The sequence below is a fragment of the Duganella paludis genome (genome assembly GCF_054461335.1).
Map to the genome: position 1 here is coordinate 4,452,182 of NZ_CM136922.1, position 22,896 is coordinate 4,475,077.

Consider the following 22,896-nt stretch of genomic DNA (forward strand, 5'->3'; position numbering starts at 1 on the left):
GCTGAACGGCAAATCCGCGGCCGGGGGCAAAGGAGATTACTCGGCCACAGAGGGAATCCGATTGCCAAACAGGGCGCTGACCAGCGGGTCGCGGTAGACCCGGTGTGGTTCGCCGGCCGGCGCCGTCCACGGCTGCACCGGCAGCTCGGCGGACTGGGCCGCCGCAGCGCGCGGCGCCAACTGCAGCAGCTCGGCCCAGCAGCGCCGCACCAAGGCCTGGTTGGTGCTCAATCGATAAACTTTTTCCATGCGCGCGGTGACTTCGGCATCCGGCAGCACCGCCTGCAGGATGCCGATGTCGCGCAGCTGGCGCGCATATTTGCGGGCGCCCGGGTGCGTCAGTCCCAGCAGGCTGGCGATTTCGCTCAGGCGCAGGGGATGCAGTTCCACTTCGCGCAGCAGCTTGACCAGATTGACGACGCGCCGCGCGCTGGCCGGCGACAACGATCGATCGCTCGGGAAAAACAAACCGGCTTCGTGGTGCGTGATACTTTCCATATTCCCTCCATGACAAGCTGTATGATGAGACCCAGTCTATGGCTGGCAAGAATGACTGTCTTTCAACTGTTTGAATCTTCTAACAATCTTCGCCACTGAAGTTGCGCTCCCACGCATCGATCGGCAGCGGCCGCCCGAACAGGTAGCCCTGGTAGTGCTGGCAGCCGTGCGCGGACAGGAAGGCGCGCTGCGCCGGCGTCTCCACGCCCTCGGCCACCACATCCAGGCCCAGCGCCTGGCTCATCACCAGGATGGCGCGCACGATGGCGGTGTCGCTGGCGTTGTCGATCACGTCGCGCACGAAGGACTGGTCGATTTTCAACTGGTCCAGCGGCAGGCGCTTGAGGTAGGACAGCGACGAGAAACCGGTGCCGAAGTCGTCCAGCGAAATGCGCACGCCGAGGGCGCGGATTTCATGCATGCGCTGCACCACCTCATCGACGCTGTCGAGCAGCGCGCTTTCGGTCAGTTCCAGTTTCAGCAGCGCCGGCCGCACCTGGTGGCGCGCGATGGCGTCGGTCACTTGCTGGACGAAGTCGCGTTGCCGGAACTGGCGCGCGCTGACGTTGATCGAGATGGTCAGCTGCGCGGTCTGCGGCTGCTGCGACCAGCGCTGCAACTGGGCGCAGGCCGTTTGCAGCACCCACAGCCCGATCGGCACGATCATGCCGTCCTGTTCCGCCAGCGGGATGAATTCCAGCGGCGACACGGGCGGGCCGCCGCCGGGGAGCCAGCGCAGCAAGCCCTCGGCACCGAGGATCTGGCCGTGCTGGCCGACCTGGGCCTGGTAGTAGAGCTGGAATTCGTCGCGGTGCACGGCGCCGGTCAGCGCCGTTTGCATGGCCGAGCGCGCCTCAAGCGTGGCCAGCATGTCCTCGTCGAACAGGCAGATGGTGTTGCGCTGCTCCTGCTTGGCGCGGGTGAGCGCCGTCTCGCCCTGCTGCAGCACGGCGTCGGCGCTGACTTCGCGGCCGAGGAAGGTGGTGGCGCCGATGCAGCAGGTGCTGTAGTGCGGTGCGCCGTTGTCGAGCGCATAGGGACGGCACAACTCGGCGCGGATGCGTTCGGCGCGGCTGTGGGTCAGGCGCAGCGCTTCCTGCGGGCAGCGTCCGAGGGTGGTCAGCAGCACGATGAAGTCGTCGGCGCCGACGCGCGCCACCGTGTCGTTGGCGCGCACGCTGGCGCGCAGGCGCTGCGCCACTTCCTGCAGCAGCCGGTCGCCGGCGTTGCGGCCTTCGATGTCGTTGAGCGCGCGGAAGTTGTCGAGGTTGATGAACAGCAGGGCGCCGTAGTGCTGGCCGTCGCCGGCGCGCGTCTGCGACAGCCGCTCCATCAGCAGGCGCCGGTTGGCGAGGCCGGTCAGGGTGTCGAAATACGCCAGCTGGCGGATCTGCTCCTCGGCGCGCTTGCGTTCGGTGATGTCGCGCATCATGACCTGCAGCACCACCTGCCGGTCCAGCGTGATGCTGCTCAGCAGGACCTCGCTGTGGAAGTGGGCGCCGCTGTCGAGGCGCTGGTGGACCCAGTCGAAGCGCACCTTGCCTTCGCGCTGCACCTGCTGCAGGCGCTCGCTGAACGTGCACTGCACGCTGCCGTCGGCCAGCGTGAGCGGCGCCAGCTGGTCCGGCGACATGGCCGTGAAGCCGGCCTTGCCGGCGCAGCCGAACAGGCGCAGCGTGGCGTTGTTGCATTCCAAAATGCGCCGCTCGTCGAGCAGCCAGACGGCGTCGCTGATCGATTCGTACAGCGTGCGGAAACGCGTTTCCGACACCGCCAGCAGCGCCTGGCTGAGCCGCAGCTCATCCATCGCCTGCAGTTCGGCGCGGCGCCGCAGATAGGCTTTGCGGCCTTGCAGGATGGTGGTGGCGGAGAAGCACAAGCCCATCGCCAGCATGGCGTACAGCTGCTGGCGCCAGGGCGCCAGGTAGTCGTCCGTGGCCAGTCCGACAAAGATGTACAGCGGATAGCTGCGGGCGCGGCGGTAGGCCATGTGGCGGTGGATGCTGTCGCGCGCGACCACGGTGTCGTAGTGGCCGGCGCCCGGCCGGGCGCCGATGTTGGCCAGGGTTTCCCACGAGACGGTGCGGTCGCCGACGCCGCCGTCGGCCTGGTTGGCGTAGTGCGGCGCGCGCGCCACCAGCGCCATGTCGGCCTGGCGCACGGAAATCACGCCGTGCGGCCCCACGTCCACCGAGCCGATCAGTTGCTGGAACCAGGCCAGCGGCAGTTCCGCGTAGACCACGCCGCCGAAGCCGCCGTCCGCTCGGTTGACGCGGCGCGCGGCGTACAGCAGCCAGGCGCCGTCGGTGGCGCTGCGCTGCGGGCGGCTCAGGATCAGTTCGGCGCGGGTGTCGGCCGCCGCGGCCAGCACGAAGTCGCGCTGGTCCATCCCCGGCGGCTGGGCGTCCGCATAGCCGAGCGCCCGCACTTCGGGCGCCTGCGGCAGCGCCGGCTGGCGCGCTTGCCGCGCCAGCCCATGCTCGCGCTCGGCCTGCAGCGACAGCAGCACCAGGTTGATGCGTTCCAGGCAGCCCGAAGCGTTTTCCTGCAGCGAGTAGGCCAGGTTCTGGACGCTCAGCGCGGCTTGCTGGCGGTGCTGCTGCAAGCTGCCATACAGGGCGGCGCCGGCCAGCATGTAGAACAGCAGGTTCAACAGGGCCACCCGCGTCACGGTGGGCATCTGGCGGTGGTCGGGCCGTTGCTCTGGCCGGTGGGCGGGGGTGGGCGGGGTCATCGCAGCGTCTCTCAGCGTACCGGCATGACGGCACCATTGAGCAGTTGCGACAGGTATTGCGGCGTGATTTCCAGGTAGGAGGCGATCACCTTTTGCGAGATGCGCGCTTCCAGGCCGGGGAAATCGTTGCGGAAGGTCGTCAGGCGGTCGCTGGCGCTGGCGGCGATGTGCATGTAGGAGCGGCGCGCCTCCTGCGGCAGCAGGTATTCCAGCGTCTTGGTGTGGTAGATACGCAGGGCTTTCTCGGTCTCCAGCAACAGGCTCAAGGCTTGCCAGTCGATGCGGAAGCCCTGCAACGCGGTCTCGGCAATGACGAAGTAGCGCGCCGGCTCGCCGTGGTTGGCGGCCAGCAGGTCGTGGTAGGGCGGCGCGCTGTGGCTCTCGACCGAAAAGGTGATGGTGATTTCAGTGCCGGTGCTGGTGGTGTAGCCGCTGCGGGCGACGCCGTCGGTGATCCAGTACAGGTAGCGCGCCACTTCGCCCGCATGCTGCAGGTACTCGCCCTTGCGGCGGACGAAGGGCACGGCCAGCGGCGCCACCAGGTGGCTGACGGCGTGATAGATTTCGGCATCGATATTGAAGCGTTCGCAGAGGACTTGCTGATACCTGCGGCGTTGGGCAAAAAAAGCGTTATTCTCGGTAGACATAGATTTCTGTGTGGTGATGGCGCTGGTCGTGCAGCAACAAGGGTTTCATGGTGGCGGCGGGCCGTCGCTGCCGGCGGCCTCGAACCGGGCCAGGTACAGCGCGATTTCCCGGCGCAGGTCGGACAGCGTGGCCATGCTGAGGATGAAGGCCAGGTAGCCGCGTAGCTGTTGGCGCTCGAGCGAAAAGGCGATGCGCAGCGTCAGCACCGGGGGATCGGTGCTGTCGTGGTGCGGATTGAGGATGTCCTCGCTGGTGCCGATGCGGTAGGTCGGCAGCGAGCCGCGCAACTCGTGGTGGAACATATTGGCCATGGTGCCGACGCAGGCGTTGAGCACGATGTTGCCGATTTCGCTCATGGCTTCGCGCTCCATCTCGCCCAGCTCCTCGATCGGCACCGCATCGCCCACCATCATGCGCACGATCTCGAAGCTGGCCGCTTCCGGGAACATCAGGATGGCTTCGGTGGCATAGGCGCCGGCATATTGCTGGCTGATACCGCACAGCGCGACCTTGTCGCCCAGTTCGCGCGCGGCCAGCGAGCGGCGGGCGAAGCGCAGGCTCGGCACCGACATGCACACTTCCTCGTGCACGATGGCGCTCATGGCGGCGGCGGCGTGGCCGACGCCGATGTTGAAGATTTCAACCAGGGCATCGGTTTCGGCCTCGGTCAGTTCGGTCAATTCATGCAGCATGGTGTCCACTGGTACGTTAAGGGTCGCGCGGCCAGCGTCGGGTATCGAGGTGGGGCGATGTATGTGCCGAATGGTATATTTCCCGGGCAACACTATTCACCATACTTAAGTTGGGAAATGCGCTGGCGCCGGCGTGCCAGCCAGGCGATCAGGGCGGCGCCGGACAGCAGCATGGCCCAGGCGTCGGGCTCGGGCACCGGGGCAAACACCGGCGGGCTGTCGGGCGTGCGGACGGGGAAGTGCGGGTTCCAATCCTCGTCCTCCGTCCCCTTCACCATCCGCAGCCAGGGCGGGATGGCGCCCATGCCGTCGCCGTCGCCATCGAGGCCGGCCAGGCCGTCGCCCCCGCCGTCGCTCAGCCAGGCCGGGAACACGATCTCCGGCACCGCCGGACCGCCCTCGTCGACCGGGCTGAAGGTCGCCGCTGGGGCCGCGACCACGGCCACCGGCGCTGCTTCCGGCCGCTGCGCCGGCGCACGGCGGGTGATGCGGCTGAGGTTGTTGCAGATGCGGGGGATGATCATGCACTGGTCTTGCTCGCAGTACACGGTGGCCGGCTCGACATGGTCGCTGCGCCACTGGCGGCGCGTGATGTTGCGGCACAGGGACGAGGCGCCGAAGTGCATGTCGCGGATTTCCGGCGCGTAGTCGGCCTTGGCGATGATGCGGTCGCGGCCGATGTCGACCACTTCATCGGCCTGGCCCTGGGCGATGCGGCGCTTGAGCGCGGCGCGGATGGCGGCCGGAATATCCTTGTAATGGTCGACCGCCTCGGCAACATTGCCCTGGAAGGGGTTGACGCCGGGGTGGTCCCACGAACATTCGGGAGCGATCCTGGTCAGCATGGCGGTGGTCAGCAGAAGAGCGGTTATCATGATCGTGGGGCTTTTGATGCCAGAAAGAATTTCTAATTAACAAACGGAAAGTGATGTAATTATTTTATGTTTGTGTCTTAGGGCTTAACATTCAACTGCCTGAACAAAGCCGGAAATAGACGAGCGCGGCCGTTAAATAGCCGATTGGGAAATGCTGGAGGGAAAGGAAGTGCAGTCCGGCCACATCGGGCGCGGACTGTCATTCAACTGCATGAAGGAAAAGCTACTGCTTGGGGAGGAGGCCTGCCTGGCGGGCATTGAACACGGCCTGGCTGCGATTGCTGGCGTCGAGCTTGCGGAAGATCTGGCCCATGTGCCATTTAACAGTGTTGACTGAGAGAAACAGCGCGTCGCCGACTTCCTTGTTGGTTTTGCCGTGCGCGACCATCGTCAGCAGCGCCGCCTCGGTTTGTGTCAACTCTTCGTACAGCGGGCTGGCCGGCGCCGGCACGTCCTGCAGCGACAGCAGATGCTCGAGGTGGCTCATGGCGGCCGCGCTCAGCACGTGGCGGGCACGGCCTTGCAGGCCGCGCAGCAGGGCCAGGGCGGGCTCGCCCTCGTCCAGGAAGCTGCGGATCAGGCCCGACTGCGCGCCTTGCGCCAGCGCGGCGGCCAGCACCGGCTCGGCCTCCTGCGGGCGGCCGCAGCGTTCGAGCGCGATCGCCAGCAGCAATTGCAGCCGCGTCGCGCGCCACACGCGGCGGTGCCGCTGCGCGTGATCGAGCAACTGGCGCAGCCGCTCCACCGCCGCCTCCGGCTGGGCGGTGTAGATCAGCAGGCGGGCCTGGGCGATGCCGCCGCCATCGATTTCGGTGCACGGCGCCAGATAGCTTTCCTGGCCTTCGCCATTGCCCAGCAGGCGCGCGTAGCCGACCGCCACGCCGGGCGCATCGTGCTGCGACGACAGGCGTGCCAGCTCGCTTTCGAGCACGCGCCGCGCCGGCGACGGCAATTGCTGGGCGCGGCCGGCGCCGACGATCTGCGCTTCCAGCCACTGGCGCGCCGCGTTCGGCCCCTGCTGCAGGGCGATCATGCGCGAGTGGATCAGCAGGATGCTGATATGCGATTCCCACGGCAGGCCGAACAGGATGATGCCGTCCACCGCCTGCAGCCGCAGCTTGATGGTGTCGAGCTGGTTGAGCTCGTATTTGACCAGCAGCATCAGGCCGCCGCCGAACAGGTGCAGCAGCATCGGCGGCACTTCCTCGCCGTATTGGCTGGCCACCTGCTCCAGCGCGGCCAGGCCGCGATCGGCGGCGCGCAGGTCGCCCTGGATCGCGTCGAGGTAGGCTTGCAGGAAGTGGACGATGCCGACCCCCATCAGGGACTTGGTGATGCCGCAGTCGCGGCGCGCCAGGATCATCAGGGCGGCGGCCTCGTCGAGGTCGCCGCGCCACAGGCAGGCGTAGACGTTGATGTAGGTCAGCGCCGAGCGGTCCAGCGCGTTGGCGTTCTGTTGCAGCGGCCAGTTCTGCGCGATCAGGCGCGTGGCTTCTTCGAAGTCGCCGTTCAGGAAGGCGCAGGTCGGGTCCAGGCCGCGCACCACTTCGCTGTAGTGGGGATCGGCGAACGGCTGTTCGCTGCTGCGGCGGCACAGCTCCAGCCGCTCGGCCAGTTCGCGGTGGCGCCCGGTGTAGACCATGCCGGCGACCACGGTGGCGGCCAGCGCCGGCCGCGATTGCACGATGTCCGGCGGCAGCTGGTCGGCCATCTGCACCACGGTGGCGATCTGGCCGCTCGAACGCAGCTGCAGCATGATCGATTCCAGGGTGTCGGTGGCGCGCTCGACGCGGTTGGCCTTGACGAAGTAGTCGAACGATTCGAGCTTGTGGTCATGGGCCGACAGCCACTCGGCGGTACGCAGGTACAGGGCCGGCGCCGGCCGCTGGCGCAGCACCACGTGCTCGGCGAACAGCGGGTGGTAGCGGAACCAGCCGCCCTGCAGCGGCTGGATCGGCAGGCCGGCGGCGCGGACGGCGTCGATCAGGGTGGCGCTGTCGGCGGCGCTGCGGGCGGCGTCGGCCAACGCGGCGTTGAACGAGGCCAGCGGGGTGGTCGCCACCAGGAAGTCCTGGACGGTGGCGGACTGGGCCTCGAACACTTCGTTGGCCAGGTATTCGCCGAGGTCGTGCAGGCTGTGCAGGCTGGGCAGGGCGGGCTGGGTCCGGCCCTGACGCCGCCGCCAGGCCAGCGCGATCAGTTCCACGGCCGCCGGCCAGCCTTCGCTGGCTTGCTGCAGCAGCGCCAGCTCGTCGCGCTGCAGGTCGAGCTTGGCATGGTGCAGGTAGTTGACGGTTTCGTCGTCGGTGAATTGCAGGTCCTGCATGTCGAGCTCGCGCAGCACACCCTTGGCTTTCAGGCCGGCGGTGCTGAAGCCGTGCAGGCTGCGGGCTCCCAGGAATACCCGCAGGCCGGGCGGCGAACCTTTCAGGATCAGCGAGAACAGCAGCTCGATGGCCGGGGTGTCGAGGCGCTCCACATCGTCGAGAAACAAATGGGTGCACTGCGATTGCTGCAGCGGCGCGAAGTTGTCCGGCGCGGGCGTGCTCGACAGCTTGAGCGCGGCCCGCAGTCCCAGCATCAGGCGGATCTGGTCGACGTCGGAGCCGTCCAGCGTCAGCCAGGCCGCCTGCTGGCCGCTCTGGTTGGCGCAGGCGTAAATCATGCGCAGCAGCGAGGTTTTGCCATAGCCGGCCGGCGCCCGCAGCAGGTTGATCTTGAATTCGCCTTCGCTGGCCAGGCGCTCCAGGATCTGGGAGCGCGACATCAGGGGCAACGCCGTCGACGGCGGCATCAGCTTGAGTTCCGAAAGGCTCACTGTGGCTCCTGAGCAGGATATGTACGCGTCATTGTGGCACGGAAGCCTGAGCAGTGACAATCGGGGGAAGCATAACCTCACTGCGGCGTGGTCCTCCGGTGTGGCGCGGCGATGGCCAGCGCGCGCCGGGGCGTCGCCGCCGGGTGCGCGGCGCCCAGCACGAACACGCTGACCGCCTGTTGCAGCCCTGCCGCCTGCGCGCGCAGGGCGTTGGCGGCCGAGGTGGCTTCCTCGACCAGGCTGGCGTTCTGCTGGGTGACGCTGTCGAGCTGGGTGATGGCCTCGTTGACCTGCTCGATGCCCACCGTCTGCTCGTCGCTGGCGCGGCTGATATCGCTCATGATATCGGTCACGCGTTGCACGCCGCTCACGATCTCCTGCATGGCGGCGCCGGCCTGGTTCACCAGGCTGTCGCCGGCATTGACGTTGGCGACCGAGTCGTTGATCAGGGTCTTGATTTCCTTGGCCGCCGCCGCCGAGCGGTGGGCCAGGGTGCGGACCTCGCCGGCGACCACCGCGAAGCCGCGTCCCTGGTCGCCGGCGCGGGCCGCTTCCACGGCGGCGTTGAGCGCCAGGATATTGGTCTGGAACGAGATGCCGTCGATTACGGTGATGATGTCGACGATGCGTCCCGAGCTCTCGCGTATCGTGCTCATGGTGGACACCACCTGGCCCACCACGTCGCCTCCCAGGCGCGCCGCGTCGGCCGCCTCCGACGCCAGCTGCTTGGCGTGGCGCGCGTTGTCGGCGTTCTGCTTGACGGTGGCGGTCAGCTGCTCCATCGAGGAGGCGGTCTGCTCCAGCGACGAGGCTTGTTCCTCGGTGCGCGAGGACAGGTCCAGGTTGCCGCGCGCCAGGTGTTCGACCGCATCGGCCATGGCATCGGTGCCGCTGCGCACCTGGGTGACGATGCCGGACAGGTTGCTGCGCATATCGCTGAGCGACTGGATCAGGCGCCCGGTTTCATCCTGGGCGTGGACGTCGATCTCGGCCGCCAGGTTGCCCTCGGCCACGCTGCGGGCGAAGCCCACCGCGCGGTTCAACGGCGTCGAAATCGACTGGATCACCCATATCGCCAGGGCGCTCGAACCGAGCACGCCGAGCGCGATGACGATGATCGACAGCAGGCGGCGCTGGTGGAAGTCGGTTTGCGAGCGCTCATACTCGGCCTTGGCTTCGCGCAGCTGCAAATCGAGCAGGGCCATCAGCGGCTTGCGCACTTCGAAGTAGGCGGTGGTGATGGGGCCGCGCAGCAGCGCCTCGGCGCTGGCGAGTTCCTGCTGGCGCAAGGCCGCCAGCGCCGGACGCAGCGCGCTGGCCTCGTACTGGACCAGCTCGCGCTGCACCGCCTTGGCCAGCTCCTGCTCCTCGGACGTCAGGTAGGTGGCGTTGTAGGCCTCCCAGTCCTGATGCAGGCCGGCGATGGTCTTATCGATCTCCTCGACCGGGACGCCCTGGTGGCTGGGCGAGACACTGAGCGCGATCTGCAGCTGGGTGCGCAGGAAGGCGCGCGATACGCGGTCGAGCTGGCCCAGCGCGACCAGGCGGTCGTCGTACACCGTTTTCAGTGAGCCGTTGACGTGGGCGATCCCCACCAGGCCGTAGATGCCGATCGCGATCAGCAGCAAGGACATCGACAGCACCAGATAGATCAGCCGTACACGAATGCTGAGATTTTTTAACATGGTTTCCCTTAAGCCGGCAGAAGGACGTGAAAACGTTTTCCCTGTAGAAAGAGTATCTATTGGGAAACTATTGGTCGTTCAGCCAGTTGAACGAATGGGAAAATAGGACATGATTGCAACACTGCCGGCGGAGGCCCCCGCCGGGGCTCAGGGCAGGTATTGGCGGAACACGCCGCGGCCGGCGTGCTTGGCCTGGTACAAGGCCTGGTCGGCGTTGCACATCAGCGCTTCGGGATCGTTGTGGGTGCGGTTGATGATGGCGATGCCGATGCTGGCGCCGATGTTGACGACGTGGCCGTCGAGTTCATAGGGCTGGCACAGGTCGTGGATGATGCGCTCCGCCAGCCCGTGGGTCTGCTCGGCCGAGACCAGTTGCCGCAGCAGGATGGCGAACTCGTCGCCGCCGAGCCGGGCCACGGTGTCGACTTCGCGCACGCAGGCCTTGAGCCGGGCGCTGACCTCGACCAGCAGGGCGTCGCCGACCGGATGGCCGAAGTTGTCGTTGACCGCCTTGAAGCGGTCCAGGTCGAGGCAGAACACGGCGCACAGTTCGCCGCGCCGCGCATGTTCCACCACGTTGAGCAGGCGCTCGCGGTACAGCGTGCGGTTGGGCAGGTCGGTCAGCGCATCGTAGCGCGCCATGTGCATGATGCGCGCGGTGGCCTGGTGGCTGGCGGTGATGTCGGCCATGGTGTCGAGGTAGCCGCCGTCTTCGATGCGGTTGCGGGCGATGGCCACCACCTGCTCGTCGGCCCAATGCTGTTCGAGGGCGGCGCCGAGCACCAGCGTCACGTGGGCTTCGCGCCGTTGCGCGGCCTCGGCCGGCGCCAGCCTGGCCAGCGCCTCGCTGTGCTGCAGGATGGCTTCCAGCGGCTGGCCGATCGGCTGGTAGCTGTCGGGCAGTCGGTACAGTTGCAGGAAGCGGCGGTTGCAGACCACCAGCCGGCCGTCGCGGTCGAACAGGCACAGGCTTTGCGACATATTGTCCAGCGCGGCCTGGAAGCGCAGGTTTTGCTGGGCGATGAGCGCCATCGATTGTTGCAACTGCGCGTACAGTTGGTCCAGCTCTTCGGCCATCAGCCCGGTTGAGCGATCGCTGCGGCGGCGTTCCTGGTCATGTTCGGCGTAGGCGTTGCCCACCAGTTCCAGCAAGGCCGGCAAGCCGGCTGTGCTATCGAGGTCGACCTTGGCCAACTGGCGTGCCAGCAGCTTATGCATGGCCGGGCTCCGTTTCGGCAAACAGCGTCAGCGTCATGGTCTGGTTGTGCAGGTCGCATATGCCGGAGTCCTGGTGCGGCGCGATCTCACCGTAGGAATAAAAGCCGATCTGTTCCACCCCGGCGCCCAGCACCTCGGCCACGCCGCGCACTTCCTCCTCGGTGCGCTGGCCCATCAGCAGACGGCGGCCGACGCAGCTGATGGTCAGGCACAGTTGCGGCGTCGCGCCGGGGCTGCGGGCCCGCATGGCGTCGAGCGCGTGCTGGGCGGCATCGCTGGCGCCGTCGATCAAGCCTTCGAGCCGGCCGCGCATCAGGCGCGCATGCCAGCCCTGCGGGATGTTGCCGGCGAAGCCCATCGAGCGGGCCTCGCGGTCGATCGCCGTCACCGTGCGCACCAGGCTGTGCCGTGGCCGTTCCACGTCCCAGATCTGCAGCGGATACAGCAAGGCGGAGGAGGGCAGGTCGGCCGCCTCGTCGCCCAGGTAGCGTTCGTACAAATCGAGTGCCGGCTTGTGGTCCAGCGACTGCAGCACCTGTCCGGTGGAGGCGGTCACGGTGCGGTTGGGGCCGAACACGTCCCAGCCGCCGACGCTGCCGTGCGTGATCTGGATGTGGGGACCGTAAAAGCCGATCGCGGCCACCAGCTGCGACTGCGGCGCACCGTCGGCGTGCACCAGCGTGCGGGCGAAGCGCGGACCGTCGCCGGCCAGGCCGCCGCTGATGGCCACCTCCTCGCCGACCTCGGCGCGCAAGCCGGCGATCAGCGCGCTGCCGTTGACGTGCAAGCCGTCGGACAGGATCAGCAGCGCCGACAGGTCGGCGGCGGCCAGGCGGGCGCCGAGCGCGCGGCCGGCCTCGAGGCTGTGTTCAGGGCTGAGGCAGGGATGGGTGGCCAGCCGCACCGGTGTATGGTCGAAACCCACCGCCAGCGCGGTCGCACTGTCGTCCGCCACGTGCTGGCCTTCGATGATAGTGCCGCTGCTGCAGCCGACGATCGGCGTGTCGGGAAAACGCTGGCGCAGCGATGCCAGTTGCGTGCCCTCCAGGGCCAGCTCGGTGGCTTCAAACAGGAAAATCAGGTCGGGCTGCCGGGTTGGTTGGTCGGCCTGTGAACGCTGGCTTGCGTCTACTCGTTGCGTCCACATCGCTGTCGCTCCTTTACTGCCTTGTGGGCAATTTATGTTTTTGGGGAAGAAGGATTATAGGAACTTCCCTGTAGCGCGACGTTAAACTGGTTGAGGATTTCTTGTAATAGGTGTGCGGCATTTCGCATACTTTGGCGGCGCGAAAAAGTATCCTGAATTTTCATTCGAACAGGAGAACGCCATGCCTACAGGAGCCAGCCCAAAGCGCGAACGCGAGTACAAAAAGATCGAACGCAAATTCAAGAAGGAAGGCCGATACGCTGGCAGGGAGGAGGAAGTTGCCGCGCGTATCGTCAACAAGCAGCGCGCGGAAGCAGGTGAGACCAAAACACGTCACCGGCCGCCGGCGCGATCGGCATCGCGTCGCAAGAGCAGTAGCGCGCGCACGGCGTCGCGCCGCCGGAAATCATCTTAGCTCACCGAGCCGCTCGTTGCGGTGAATCGCCTGTTGCGTCTTCGCGCGCTAAACAAATGCACTCTGCGGGCGAAGGTGCGGCAAGCGGTAGTCTGGATGCTAGTATTTAATGTCGAGATCCTGTCTCTAAATTATTTCTACCTCCGGACCTCCCCCTATGGCGAGAAGCTATTCCCGACGTCACTTCATGGTCCACAGCGTGGCCTTGATGTCGATCTACCGTTCGTCGTCTGCAGCGGAGCTTGTGACAAGCCGGACACCAATGCCGGCGATTCAGCCGGCCTTGCGCAGGTTCAGCTACAAACAGGTTCAATTGGGCGATAGCCGTTTGCTTGAGCAACTGTTGCACAATCGTAGCCTGTTCATGTCCATCAGTGACGATAAGCTGCTCAAGCCCTTCCGTGTGCGCGCCCGTCAGTCCGCTCCGGGCGAAGACATGGGCGGCTGGTATGACGCTTCGGATGATTTTCATATCGATCCCAACGACTACGGCAACGCCAACTGGCACGGCTACATACCGGGCCATAGTTTCGGACAGTATCTGTCTGGACTGTCCCGCTGCTATGCGGCGTCAGGGGATGCCGCGATTCAGCGTAAGATCCGGGATCTGGTGCAGAAATATGCGGCGACCATCCATCCGCTATTCTTTGCCGGCTACCCGCTGCCGGCCTACACCTACGACAAATTGGTGATCGGCCTGGTCGATGCCTATCAGTATGCCGGCGTCACGCTGGCGAAGCCGACCCTGGATCATCTGACCGATATCGTCATTCCCTTTCTGCCGGAAAAAGCCTTGACGCGTGAGGAGCGCAGGGCAAGGCCGTACACGCAAGAGGCTGAAATCTGGGATGAGCCCTACACCTTGCCCGAACACTTGTTTTTAGCCTGGCAGGCGGGCATGGGCGAGCGCTACAAACATCTCGCCGCGCGATACTTGCAAGATGAGGCCCTGTTTGACCCGCTCGCGCGCGGCCAAAGCCCGCTCAAAGGCAAGCATGCCTACAGCCATGTGAATGCCTTGAATTCCGCAGTTCAGGCTTACCTGGTTCAAGGCGACCGCAAATACCTGGACGCCGCGCGCAATGGCTTTGCCTTCGTGCAGGCGCAATCCTATGCCACCGGAGGCTGGGGACCGAACGAAGAACTCCTGGCGGCCGACGATACCGAAACCCTGCTGGCGTCGTTGAGCGAAACGCACCGCTCATTCGAAACACCATGCGGCGCCTACGGGCATTTCAAGATCGCCAGAAGTCTGCTGCAAATAACGAAGTCCAGTCACTACGGCGACAGCATGGAGCGGGTACTCTACAACACCGTCCTGGGCGCGCGACCAACGCTGGCCGACGGCAGCACTTTTTATTATGCGGACTACGCCGATTCCGCCCGCAAAGTATTTCGCGGCGAAGCGTGGCCGTGCTGCTCGGGCACCTTCATTCAGCTCGCCGCCGACTACGGGATCAGCGCCTACCTCCAGGCGGACCAGGCACTGTACGTGAATCTGTATGTGCCGTCCAGCGTGCAGATGGCGGTGGCCGGACAAACTGTCACGATCGAACAGAAGACTTCCTATCCGTTGACCAACACCAGCACGCTGACAGTGCGGGCTGCCAAGGCAAGCGAGTTTACCGTGCAGCTACGCATACCTGCCTGGGCCGGGCCGGATACCCGGATTCTCGTCAACGATGTGCAGGTCGCCCTGACGATTGCGCCGGGCGCTTTCCTCCCGCTCAGTAGAGTTTGGCAGCCAGGTGACCGTCTGCGGATCGACTTCGACATGCGCACGCGACTGGAACCGATCCATCCTGCGCATCCGGATGTGGTGTCGCTGCTGGTCGGCCCGCTGGTATTGTTCCCGCTACTGCCGGCGCCGGCGGTCTTGCACAGGGACCAGCTTCTGCAAGCGAAACGCGTTGCGCCGGCGCTGTGGAAAATCGATGCTGAAGGCGTCGTCATCACACTCAAACCATTCATGGAAATCGGCGACGAAGCTTATCGTCTGTACATGCGAGTCCGCGCATTGACGGTCTAGCTAGATCGGTCACGGCAGGCGCTTTTCACCGCTTGAAAAGAATATTGCTCACTGCTCTTACCCAAGGTGAGAGTAGGGCGGACGGCTGCGGGCAGGGTACCAGCTTCCAATCTGGCCAGTAGTGCTGCTAGTATGGAAAAGCCGAGCGAGCTCTCGATCAGCATAATTTCTATCAGCTATGTGTGGCGGTGCATGTGCATCGTCCATCAGCACTATGATAGGAGATATGAATGGCCGTGCGAACAGGTAGTGCATATTTAAAGGGGCTCGACGACCAAAGGTCGGTTTGGCTAGGCGATCGTGAAGTGTCGCCGCTTATTGAGCCGGCTTTCGCCGGTTCGTTACGGGGGTTAGCAGGCTATTTCGATTGGCAGCATAGATATGCCGACGACTGTGTGACGGTAGATCCTGAAACTGGTGAAACGATGAGCGCTAGTCTTTTGGTGCCCAAATCTCGCGAGGACCTCGCAATTCGTCATCGCTGCTTCGAACGGTTGGCCCGCTACTCGGTTGGCATGATGGGACGCACGCCAGATTATGTGAATGTCACCCTGGCGGGATACGTCGGGAGGTCCGATGTACTGTCCAGTAAAGGTGATCTTGAGCCGGCTCGGCGTTTGAAAAACTTTTACCGGGAAGTCGTTCGCGGTGATCTCGCGTTGACGCATTGCATTGTCCAGCCGGCTATCGACCGGAGTTGTGATGAGTTGAGCGGGATGAATGCCGACCTTTCACTACGTGTGGTGCGCCGTACGAAGACGGGAGTAGTTGTACGGGGGGCGAAGGTTCTCGCGACATTGGGGCCATTTGCGGACGAGATGTTTGTCTATCCATCCGCTCCGCTGCCACCGCATGCTGAGCCGGCGTGCGCGCTGATGTTTTCCATTCCCGTGGCGACCAAAGGTTTGATCCAGATTTGCCGCGACCACTATGGTGGTGGAAATGAAGAGGACCGGCCGTTCTCCTCGCGCTTTGATGAGCAGGATACGTTTGTGATTTTTGATGACGTCGAAATTCCATACGAACGTCTATTCATCGACGGCGATATCCCGGCATACAATGCATTGATTCGCGGCGGGTGGCTGGCCAATATCGCTCAGCAGACCAATCTGCGCGCCGCAGTCAAGCTGGAGTTCGCTTACGATCTGGCCTGCCGCATGGCCGAAACGATGAACGCGGTCAAGCGCCCGGAAGTGGCTCATGCGCTAGGAGAGCTGCTTGAATATGCTAGACTGACCCGCGCCGCCATTGCCGCTGGCGAAGCGCAGGCGCGTGACTGGGGAAACGGAACGTGGTTTATGGACGACAGTGCCACCAGGGCGACAAGGGCCTTCCTGCCGGTGTGGATGGTGCGTGCCAATGAAATCATCATCAATCTTGGCTCACACAATCTGCTGGCCACGCCCTCGATCGCGGCATTCGGGAATCCGAAGCTGTCGGCATTGATTGAACAGTATATGCCTGGCGCCGGAGGCTGTAGTGCCCAGGAGCGCGCGCGAATTTTCCGCACAGCCTGGGACTTCGTCGGGTCCGGACTCGGTAGTCGAAATGCCTTGTATGAGCGCTTTTATCTTGGCAGTAGTTTCAGGGCGATGTCAACAGACCACATGCAAACTTATGCGGGTAAGGGACCTGAAGAAAAGGGCCCTGTCGATGAGTTTCTGGCAGCAGTTTCGCGACGCGAGGACATTCATGGTAGAGCTGGATTTGGTTGAGGTAACGGAAACGCGCCGAAACAGTATGTGGCGGCAGTGGCATACAGGGCTTTTCCGGGACCGTATTCGCCTGGGGGGCGCTCCTGCACGACACCCGGATGGTGGCTACATCCGAGGTGTGCAGGCAGGACAGTTTGGCCTGTACCGAATTCGTACGGCATTTTCGCAGGTTCTGCATGGTGCGCCTGGATCAGGCGGTGGTGCCGCGGAGGGCAGTTACGCTGCGGTCCTGCTATTGAGCGGAAATTGCACCGTGTCGCAGGCCGGACGAGTCAATTCTCTAAGTGCCGGCGACATGGTTTTTCTGCATACTGGCCAAGCATTTCAGAAAGAAATGCAAATCGGTTCCGAATTGATGCTTTTCACCGCACCCTCGCGGTTGGCGAAGGCGCAGCTACCATCGGCCGGGCGGATGATCAGCCAGCGTTTTCGGCGCGAGCAGCCTGGTGTGCAGGCGTTATCACGGTTAATGCGAGATACGCTGGAGATCTGTCCGATGCTGAATGGCGACCAGTGCCAGCGGATGATGGCGATGCTCCTGGATGGCTTGCACCTGCCCGCACTTGATTCAGTTCATTCATCGACCCGCGACGAAAGCCGACTATATCGGGCTCTCCAGCATTTGGATTCGTCGGTGTTCGATTCGACCTTCAATACCGAGAAGTTGGCAGCCTATATGTGCGTCAGCCGTAGGCGACTTGATGAAATCTTCGTGAGCCATCTGGGTCATCCGGTGTCGCCGTTAATCTGGGAGCGCCGGCTTGAGCGCGCGGCCACGCTGCTTCGATCGCAAGCGGGCAACGAATCTACCGTAACCGATATCGCGTTCACCGTCGGTTTTGAAAACGTCTCACATTTTTCCCGTGTCTTCAAAAAACGCTTTGGTTGCACACCGCTTGCCTGGCGCAACGCGAAAACATAGAGAACATTTTCTCGCCAACCTGGAACAGCCTGGTCAGGCTGCCCGCAATATGATGCGATCTCCATCATGAATTCGGAGTCGCGCAATGTCAGAGTTTTCGTCCAACGATCTTCGCCGTGCGTTCGGCGCCTTTCCGACCGGGGTAACCGTGGTAACCACACGCACTGCGGACGGAGGGAATGTCGGCTTCACTGCCAATTCCTTCACTTCCGTTTCCATGTCACCGCCACTGGTGCTGGTATGTCTGGATCGGCGTGCGACTGTGCATTCCGCTTTTGCTGTCGCCTCGGGATTTGCTGTAAATATCCTGGCACACGACCAGAAGGAGATCGCCACTCGCTTTGCGTCGCGCGTGCCAGACCGTTTTGAAGGAGTGCGCTGGGAAGAGGGGGCGACGGGACTTCCGCTATTACATGGGCACGTCGCTTTCTTTGAGTGCGAGCTGGAGCAGGTCGTAGCTGCTGGCGACCACACTATATTCATCGGAAGGATTGTGGCGATGGATGTCAAGGATTTGCCGCCGCTCGGTTTCCACCGAGGTGCTTTCAGTGAACCATCGGCAAGCCGGGGCGTCTAGTCGGGGGCTGTGGTACGGCAGCTCTTTTTTGTGAGTGAGGCCGTTTACTTTTGTAAATTTGCGCTACCACGGCTTGGAGATGGGATGTTACGGCAAAGTGGTTGGCATGCCGGGACAGCGCGTGCGCGGCTTTCCGTGCATCCGCAGCTATCCGGTGGAGGAGCGTTACGGCTTTATCTGGGTCTGGGCCGGCGACAAGGAAATGGCCGATCCGGCGCTGATTCATCATCTTGAATGGGCAGAGCATCCAGAGTGGGCGTATGGCGGTGGCCTCTATCACATCGCCTGCGACTATCGACTGATGATCGACAATCTCATGGATCTGACGCACGAGACCTATGTGCACGCCTCCAATATCATGGCGCCGCCATTCTGGCACACTGCCTTGCGTAGCAACGGCTTGGCTGACGATGTGCCGGTTGATCGTTGGCAGGTGTGCCGCTTCACGCCGCCCAGCCATGTCATGATTGAGGTAGGTGTCGCCCACGCAGGTAAAGGCGGGTACGACGCGCCGGCGGAATGTAAAGCGTCCAGCATTGTCGTCGCAACTTCAAACTTGAAGACCAGACGCTGACTGACAGCATGCGTGAAGGTCAAGGCAAGATATTTGCCGAAGACCAGGATATGCTGGAGCAGCAACAGCAAAATGTCCTTCGCTATCCTGAACCGGATCCTCCCCGCGATAAATCAGGATTTTTGCTTAAACGCCTGAATGTTCAATTGACTTAGCTGGTCCCGATTTTGCACCACATAGGTGTAGGCCGGCGGCTGGGGCCATGAAGGCTGAGCCATAGCCTGCTCAAATGCGGCCAACGGTGCCTTCACCTTGTCGCCGTGTTTGAGAATCAGCTCTCCCAGCAGACGCTGTAAATGAGCGACGTCTTCATCGCTGATCCCGCTGACAAAATCGGTCGCAATCCTGGCAAGCTTAGGTTCGACACTCAGCAACACGTCCCGTCCCATCGGCGTAGCATAGTATCGCTTGCGGCTGCCGGCGGCATCAGGTTTTGTGGTAATCAAGCCTTTATCGCGCAGCAGATTGATCACCAGCGATGCGTTGGTAATTTCGTAGCCGAGCAGTTTGCGGATGGTTGCTTCGTTGATTCCGGGATGGCAGAACACCACATGCAACGCGCAGAATTGGCGCAAGCTGAGTCCAAACAAACCCGCTTCGTCGGACAGAAGTGCCTCCACCGCTTGCAGGCAACGGCGCATCAGCCAGGACATCGAACGCTGGTTGGCCGGCTGATCGGCCACACGCTGGAGCAGCTGGATTAACTGATCCTGCTCGCCCACGGGGAGTGCGCTGAGCATGATTTCCTCAGCCTGCAAGAGGCAGGCTTTGGCGATCGCCAATGCCCCCCGACCACTGTCCGTAATCCCGACATGCTTGCGGCGCCGGTCCTCCGGATCGGTCTCCCGTTCGACGGAATGCCGCTTTAAAAGATTTGTCAGGATAAGCCCCGCAGTGGACTTGTCAGTGCTGGCCAGATTGGACAGTTCAGTCTGCATCATCGGCCCGTGCTCGTCGAGCAGGCGAAGGACCTGTAGCTGCGCCGGCGTCACAGGAGAGGTGGTCTGTTGTTGCGCGAAAAGAGCCGTCACTATCTGGTAAGCGCGTTGAATTTGAAACGGAACCCGCGAGTAGAGATAGGCCAAGGATTCCAGGTTGAGCGGAATGTCGCGACTGACTTTGCTTGCTGTTGTGGAATTCACCCTGATAGAGCCCTCTGTTGTGCGATGCGCTTGGTTGAAGAGGATGAATTATATACTTAGCTAGTTTCTTCTCCATCATGAGGATATCGGAATATATTGCTTTTTTCCGGAATTCAGGCAAAAGTTCATAGGCTCCCATCGTTTTGTGGCACCGTGGACACGCTTAGTACATGGATGAAGAGCCAAAGCTTACAGCGCAGAGCTTGTTTAAGTGAGGATGTCTAACTAATTGACTTGCCCACTTTGTCGAGATAGTATGAGGACATCATACTCATAATATCGGAGACAGTTCCAATGCCCATCCCCCTTCCTGAAATAGGTGGAAACGTCAGGCGGTGCCGCCGCTGACGTCGTCCCTGCTCATCAAAAATTACAAGAATTCACCATAGTGAAACTGAGGTCGCTGATCCACGCCTGGCGTGCCGGCGTACGTTTGCTATCGCCGCCCGGAGCCGCATGCGCTCCAGGCGTTTTGTCACAGAGGAGATAAACATGTACGTGAAGAACTGCTGGTATGTCGCAGCATGGGATTATGAGATATCCGGGAAGACCTTGTTCAAATGTACGATCATCAACCAGCCGGTCGTTATTTATATCAAGGAGGATGGCGGGTACGTGGCGATGGAGGACAGATGCTGTCACCGTGCCTTGCCACTGTCTATGGGACGGCTGGAGGGCGATGAGTTGCGCTGCATGTACCACGGACTGAAATTTGCGCCGAACGGGCAATGTACCGAAATGCCCGGACAAGACCGTATCTCGCCGGGCGCCTGTGTCAAGGTTTTCCCCGTCGTTAAAGCGCATAACTGGATTTGGGTCTGGATGGGCGATCCGCAAAAGGCCGATCCTGTATTGATTCCGGCCTGCGTGGGACTCGATACACCAGGTCTTCAACATCGTACCGGCCACATTGAATATGACGCTTACTACGAACTGATCAACGATAATCTTTTGGATTTTTCGCATCTCGGTTACGTTCATCCAACTTCGTTCGGCACCAGTGAGGATTGGGCCTACACACGGCCGAAAATCACGCGCCTGGAGCGAGGTGTGCGCGTGCAGCGGTGGGTAAGCAATCAAGCGTCCCGTGTGGCTGGCCCTGGCAATAAGGTGGATATCTGGGGCACCTACGACTACATGCTGCCCGGCGTCATGATCATGAACATGCGCGTCACGCCCGCCGGCAGCGCCGAAGCGAACAACATGATGGCGCCTGATCTGGAGACGACGCCAACCATCTTCAGTCAATACTCCTGCCAGGCGGTTACCCCGATCACTGATACCCGCAGCCGCTATTCATTTTCGGTGTTGACCTCGGATGAGGACGCCCAGCGAGGTCTGCTCGACGCCTTCTGGCAAAACACGCGCCAGGCGTTTGAAGAGGACCGGTTGGTGATTGAAGCGCAGTCCAAGGCAATGGCATTGGAACCGCAGCGCAAGTTGATCCCGTCGGTGTACGACTCCGCTCTTGGACAATTTCACTGGTTGATCGAAAAGATGGCCGGTGACGAACAAAGAGAGAGTGCTGCAAGTGCAACACAGAATTGAGCAATAAAAATTATCGTACGAAATTTGCCGTGAAGGCGGCACACGTAAAGGGATAGCATGTCTGACTATATCATCATAGGTGCAGGATCCGCCGGATGCATTCTGGCAAACCGCTTGAGCAGCAATCCAGCCGTTCGCGTTACCTTGATCGAGGCCGGCGGGCGCGATCGCAGCCTGATGTATCGAATGCCCGCCGGGTACTTCGAGATCATGAAGTCGGGCATGGGGAACTGGAATTTTGAGACGATTCCCCAGGCCGGCCTGGGAGGGCGCACGATGTACGTCCCTCGTGGAAAGGTCCTCGGCGGATCGAGCTCCATCAACGGCATGGCCGTCTCGTGGGGCAATCCCGGCGACTACGACGATTGGGCGGAAATGGGGAACGCAGGATGGTCTTTTGACGATTGTCTTCCTTACTTCAAGAAGGTTGAAAGCTTTGCTGAGGGGGATGCTGCCTTGCGTGGGCATGATGGTCCGGTTGGCGTCACACGCATTTCGAAGCAGGGTCTGAATCGCATTTCGCAAGCGTGGATTCAGGCGGCGGTGGAGACAGGGCATAGCTTCAATCAAGACTACAATGCCCGCACGCCTGAAGGTGTCGCACATATGCAGGGTAACTTTGCCAAGGGGCTGCGCCAAAGTACCGCGCACTCTTATCTGCGCCCGGCGATGTCCCGTCCCAATTTGAAAATCATCACCGACGCGCTGGTGACTAAGGTCGTCATCAAAAATCGGCGTGCGGTGGGTGTCGAGTACGTCGACCGGACTGGCGCGCATACCTGCGAGGCGACGTGCGAAGTAATCCTGTCCGGGGGCGCTATCAATTCGCCGCAGCTGCTGCAGCTATCCGGTGTGGGCAATCCATTTGACCTGAAGCCGCATGGCATCGCTACCCTGCACGAACTACCGGGTGTGGGCCGCAATTTGCGCGATCACCTCTCCATTTCGCTCAAGCAGAAGATCACCAAGCCATATTCGGCGCTGTCCAGCCTGCGGCCGTGGGGGATGGCCAAATCCTTCGCTCAATACATGTTGTTCAAGAGTGGGTCCGCGGCGACCAATGGCATGGAAACCTGGGCCCATATGAAGACACAGCCCGAGCTGAAGTATCCGGATATCCAAGTCTATTGTTTGCCCCTGATGTTCAGCAATCATGGCCGGGATATCATCCAGAGCGAAGGCTTTATGGCGAGCGTCACAGGCAGCCGTCCGAAAAGCGCAGGCAGCGTGAAAATTCAAAGCGCAGATCCCCGGGTAGCGCCGGCAATCGACCCCGACTACCTGTCCCATCCCGACGACTTGCGGGTGCTGCGAGACGGGCTGCGGATGACGCGGGAGCTTATCGCCCAGAGGGCGTTCGAGCCGTTCAGGGGCGACGAGTTGGCGCCCGGCGCAATGGCCACGTCCGACAAGGACTTGGACCAGTACATCCGGGAACAAGCCCTGACCATCTATCACCATGTTGGAACCTGCAAGATGGGGACCGATGACAATGCGGTAGTCGATACTTCGCTGCGCGTACGCGGCTTGGATGGCTTGCGCGTAGTCGATGCTTCCGTGATGCCCGATATCTCAAGCGGAAACACCAATTTCCCGGTGATGATGCTGGCTGAAAAAGGGGCTGACATCATTTTGCGGCAGCAGGGTTAATCCGGCTGC

The 22,896-nt window shown here is 62.4% G+C and carries 17 protein-coding genes and 1 pseudogene; 8 read left to right on the forward strand and 10 right to left on the reverse strand.

Annotation, left to right across the window (positions count from 1 at the left end; translation table 11 throughout):
* Positions 1–36: 36 nt before the first annotated feature.
* The 9 genes from ACXZ1M_RS19655 to ACXZ1M_RS19695 all read right to left on the reverse strand — a co-directional run bounded on the left by ACXZ1M_RS19655 (position 37) and on the right by ACXZ1M_RS19695 (position 12,315).
* Positions 37–498, reverse strand: coding sequence for a hypothetical protein (locus ACXZ1M_RS19655; protein ID WP_459049327.1), 462 nt, complete (start codon positions 496–498; stop codon positions 37–39).
* Positions 499–577: 79 nt separating this feature from the next.
* Positions 578–3,232 carry a bifunctional diguanylate cyclase/phosphodiesterase gene (locus ACXZ1M_RS19660; protein ID WP_459049328.1) on the reverse strand — a complete coding sequence of 885 codons (2,655 nt, stop codon included), beginning with the start codon at positions 3,230–3,232 and terminating at the stop codon, positions 578–580.
* An 11-nt stretch (positions 3,233–3,243) separates the two neighbouring features.
* Positions 3,244–3,879: a Crp/Fnr family transcriptional regulator gene (locus tag ACXZ1M_RS19665; protein ID WP_459049329.1), complete on the reverse strand. Its 636-nt coding sequence runs from the start codon at positions 3,877–3,879 to the stop codon at positions 3,244–3,246.
* A gap of 45 nt (positions 3,880–3,924) precedes the next feature.
* A complete protein-coding gene (locus ACXZ1M_RS19670) occupies positions 3,925–4,572 on the reverse strand; it encodes a chemotaxis protein CheC (protein WP_459049330.1) in 648 nt (215 codons plus the stop codon).
* Between the two features lie 92 nt (positions 4,573–4,664).
* Complete coding sequence (locus ACXZ1M_RS19675) at positions 4,665–5,447, reverse strand: MHFG family PEP-CTERM protein (protein ID WP_459049331.1); 783 nt, start codon at positions 5,445–5,447, stop codon at positions 4,665–4,667.
* A gap of 223 nt (positions 5,448–5,670) precedes the next feature.
* Positions 5,671–8,265 carry a LuxR C-terminal-related transcriptional regulator gene (locus ACXZ1M_RS19680; RefSeq protein ID WP_459049332.1) on the reverse strand — a complete coding sequence of 865 codons (2,595 nt, stop codon included), beginning with the start codon at positions 8,263–8,265 and terminating at the stop codon, positions 5,671–5,673.
* A 77-nt stretch (positions 8,266–8,342) separates the two neighbouring features.
* The gene (locus tag ACXZ1M_RS19685) at positions 8,343–9,950 is read right to left on the reverse strand and encodes a methyl-accepting chemotaxis protein (RefSeq protein ID WP_459049333.1); all 1,608 of its coding nucleotides are present in this window, start codon (positions 9,948–9,950) and stop codon (positions 8,343–8,345) included.
* A gap of 147 nt (positions 9,951–10,097) precedes the next feature.
* Positions 10,098–11,168: a diguanylate cyclase domain-containing protein gene (locus tag ACXZ1M_RS19690; protein ID WP_459049334.1), complete on the reverse strand. Its 1,071-nt coding sequence runs from the start codon at positions 11,166–11,168 to the stop codon at positions 10,098–10,100.
* Positions 11,161–12,315 (reverse strand): FIST signal transduction protein, encoded by a 1,155-nt coding sequence (locus ACXZ1M_RS19695; RefSeq protein ID WP_459049335.1) that lies wholly within the window; start codon positions 12,313–12,315, stop codon positions 11,161–11,163. The genes ACXZ1M_RS19690 and ACXZ1M_RS19695 overlap by 8 nt, the downstream gene beginning before the upstream one ends.
* Before the next feature lie 181 nt (positions 12,316–12,496).
* On the opposite strand from ACXZ1M_RS19695, the gene ACXZ1M_RS19700 reads away from it, so the two are divergent.
* From ACXZ1M_RS19700 to ACXZ1M_RS19725, 6 genes and pseudogenes are all read left to right on the forward strand, one after another.
* Positions 12,497–12,730, forward strand: a complete 234-nt coding sequence (locus ACXZ1M_RS19700; RefSeq protein ID WP_459049336.1) for a hypothetical protein — start codon at positions 12,497–12,499, stop codon at positions 12,728–12,730.
* Between the two features lie 262 nt (positions 12,731–12,992).
* Positions 12,993–14,759 carry a beta-L-arabinofuranosidase domain-containing protein gene (locus ACXZ1M_RS19705; RefSeq protein ID WP_459049337.1) on the forward strand — a complete coding sequence of 589 codons (1,767 nt, stop codon included), beginning with the start codon at positions 12,993–12,995 and terminating at the stop codon, positions 14,757–14,759.
* A 230-nt stretch (positions 14,760–14,989) separates the two neighbouring features.
* Complete coding sequence (locus ACXZ1M_RS19710) at positions 14,990–16,474, forward strand: 4-hydroxyphenylacetate 3-hydroxylase N-terminal domain-containing protein (RefSeq protein ID WP_459049338.1); 1,485 nt, start codon at positions 14,990–14,992, stop codon at positions 16,472–16,474.
* Entirely contained in the window at positions 16,452–17,396 is a 945-nt protein-coding gene (locus ACXZ1M_RS19715) for a helix-turn-helix domain-containing protein (RefSeq protein WP_459049339.1), read from the forward strand. The genes ACXZ1M_RS19710 and ACXZ1M_RS19715 overlap by 23 nt, the downstream gene beginning before the upstream one ends.
* A gap of 85 nt (positions 17,397–17,481) precedes the next feature.
* Complete coding sequence (locus ACXZ1M_RS19720; RefSeq protein ID WP_459049340.1) at positions 17,482–17,973, forward strand: flavin reductase family protein; 492 nt, start codon at positions 17,482–17,484, stop codon at positions 17,971–17,973.
* A 64-nt stretch (positions 17,974–18,037) separates the two neighbouring features.
* Positions 18,038–18,639: pseudogene (locus ACXZ1M_RS19725) on the forward strand (aromatic ring-hydroxylating dioxygenase subunit alpha); the annotation flags it as partial.
* Positions 18,640–18,660: 21 nt separating this feature from the next.
* Here the strand turns inward: ACXZ1M_RS19725 and ACXZ1M_RS19730 are convergent.
* Complete coding sequence (locus ACXZ1M_RS19730; RefSeq protein WP_459049341.1) at positions 18,661–19,632, reverse strand: MarR family winged helix-turn-helix transcriptional regulator; 972 nt, start codon at positions 19,630–19,632, stop codon at positions 18,661–18,663.
* Between the two features lie 549 nt (positions 19,633–20,181).
* On the opposite strand from ACXZ1M_RS19730, the gene ACXZ1M_RS19735 reads away from it, so the two are divergent.
* Positions 20,182–21,237 (forward strand): Rieske 2Fe-2S domain-containing protein, encoded by a 1,056-nt coding sequence (locus ACXZ1M_RS19735; protein WP_459049342.1) that lies wholly within the window; start codon positions 20,182–20,184, stop codon positions 21,235–21,237.
* Positions 21,238–21,294: 57 nt separating this feature from the next.
* On the forward strand, positions 21,295–22,887 hold the full coding sequence (locus tag ACXZ1M_RS19740; protein ID WP_459049343.1) for a GMC family oxidoreductase: 1,593 nt from the start codon (positions 21,295–21,297) through the stop codon (positions 22,885–22,887).
* Positions 22,888–22,896: the final 9 nt, after the last annotated feature.

Bases quoted from the DNA above. Each gene is read 5' to 3' on its own strand.
- ACXZ1M_RS19655 (WP_459049327.1), bottom strand. From the start codon at position 498: ATGGAAAGTATCACGCACCACGAAGCCGGTTTGTTTTTCCCGAGCGAT.
- ACXZ1M_RS19660 (WP_459049328.1), bottom strand. From the start codon at position 3,232: ATGACCCCGCCCACCCCCGCCCACCGGCCAGAGCAACGGCCCGACCAC.
- ACXZ1M_RS19665 (WP_459049329.1), bottom strand. From the start codon at position 3,879: ATGTCTACCGAGAATAACGCTTTTTTTGCCCAACGCCGCAGGTATCAG.
- ACXZ1M_RS19670 (WP_459049330.1), bottom strand. From the start codon at position 4,572: ATGCTGCATGAATTGACCGAACTGACCGAGGCCGAAACCGATGCCCTG.
- ACXZ1M_RS19675 (WP_459049331.1), bottom strand. From the start codon at position 5,447: ATGATAACCGCTCTTCTGCTGACCACCGCCATGCTGACCAGGATCGCT.
- ACXZ1M_RS19685 (WP_459049333.1), bottom strand. From the start codon at position 9,950: ATGTTAAAAAATCTCAGCATTCGTGTACGGCTGATCTATCTGGTGCTG.
- ACXZ1M_RS19690 (WP_459049334.1), bottom strand. From the start codon at position 11,168: ATGCATAAGCTGCTGGCACGCCAGTTGGCCAAGGTCGACCTCGATAGC.
- ACXZ1M_RS19695 (WP_459049335.1), bottom strand. From the start codon at position 12,315: ATGTGGACGCAACGAGTAGACGCAAGCCAGCGTTCACAGGCCGACCAA.
- ACXZ1M_RS19700 (WP_459049336.1), top strand. From the start codon at position 12,497: ATGCCTACAGGAGCCAGCCCAAAGCGCGAACGCGAGTACAAAAAGATC.
- ACXZ1M_RS19705 (WP_459049337.1), top strand. From the start codon at position 12,993: ATGCCGGCGATTCAGCCGGCCTTGCGCAGGTTCAGCTACAAACAGGTT.
- ACXZ1M_RS19710 (WP_459049338.1), top strand. From the start codon at position 14,990: ATGGCCGTGCGAACAGGTAGTGCATATTTAAAGGGGCTCGACGACCAA.
- ACXZ1M_RS19715 (WP_459049339.1), top strand. From the start codon at position 16,452: ATGGTAGAGCTGGATTTGGTTGAGGTAACGGAAACGCGCCGAAACAGT.
- ACXZ1M_RS19720 (WP_459049340.1), top strand. From the start codon at position 17,482: ATGTCAGAGTTTTCGTCCAACGATCTTCGCCGTGCGTTCGGCGCCTTT.
- ACXZ1M_RS19735 (WP_459049342.1), top strand. From the start codon at position 20,182: ATGTACGTGAAGAACTGCTGGTATGTCGCAGCATGGGATTATGAGATA.
- ACXZ1M_RS19740 (WP_459049343.1), top strand. From the start codon at position 21,295: ATGTCTGACTATATCATCATAGGTGCAGGATCCGCCGGATGCATTCTG.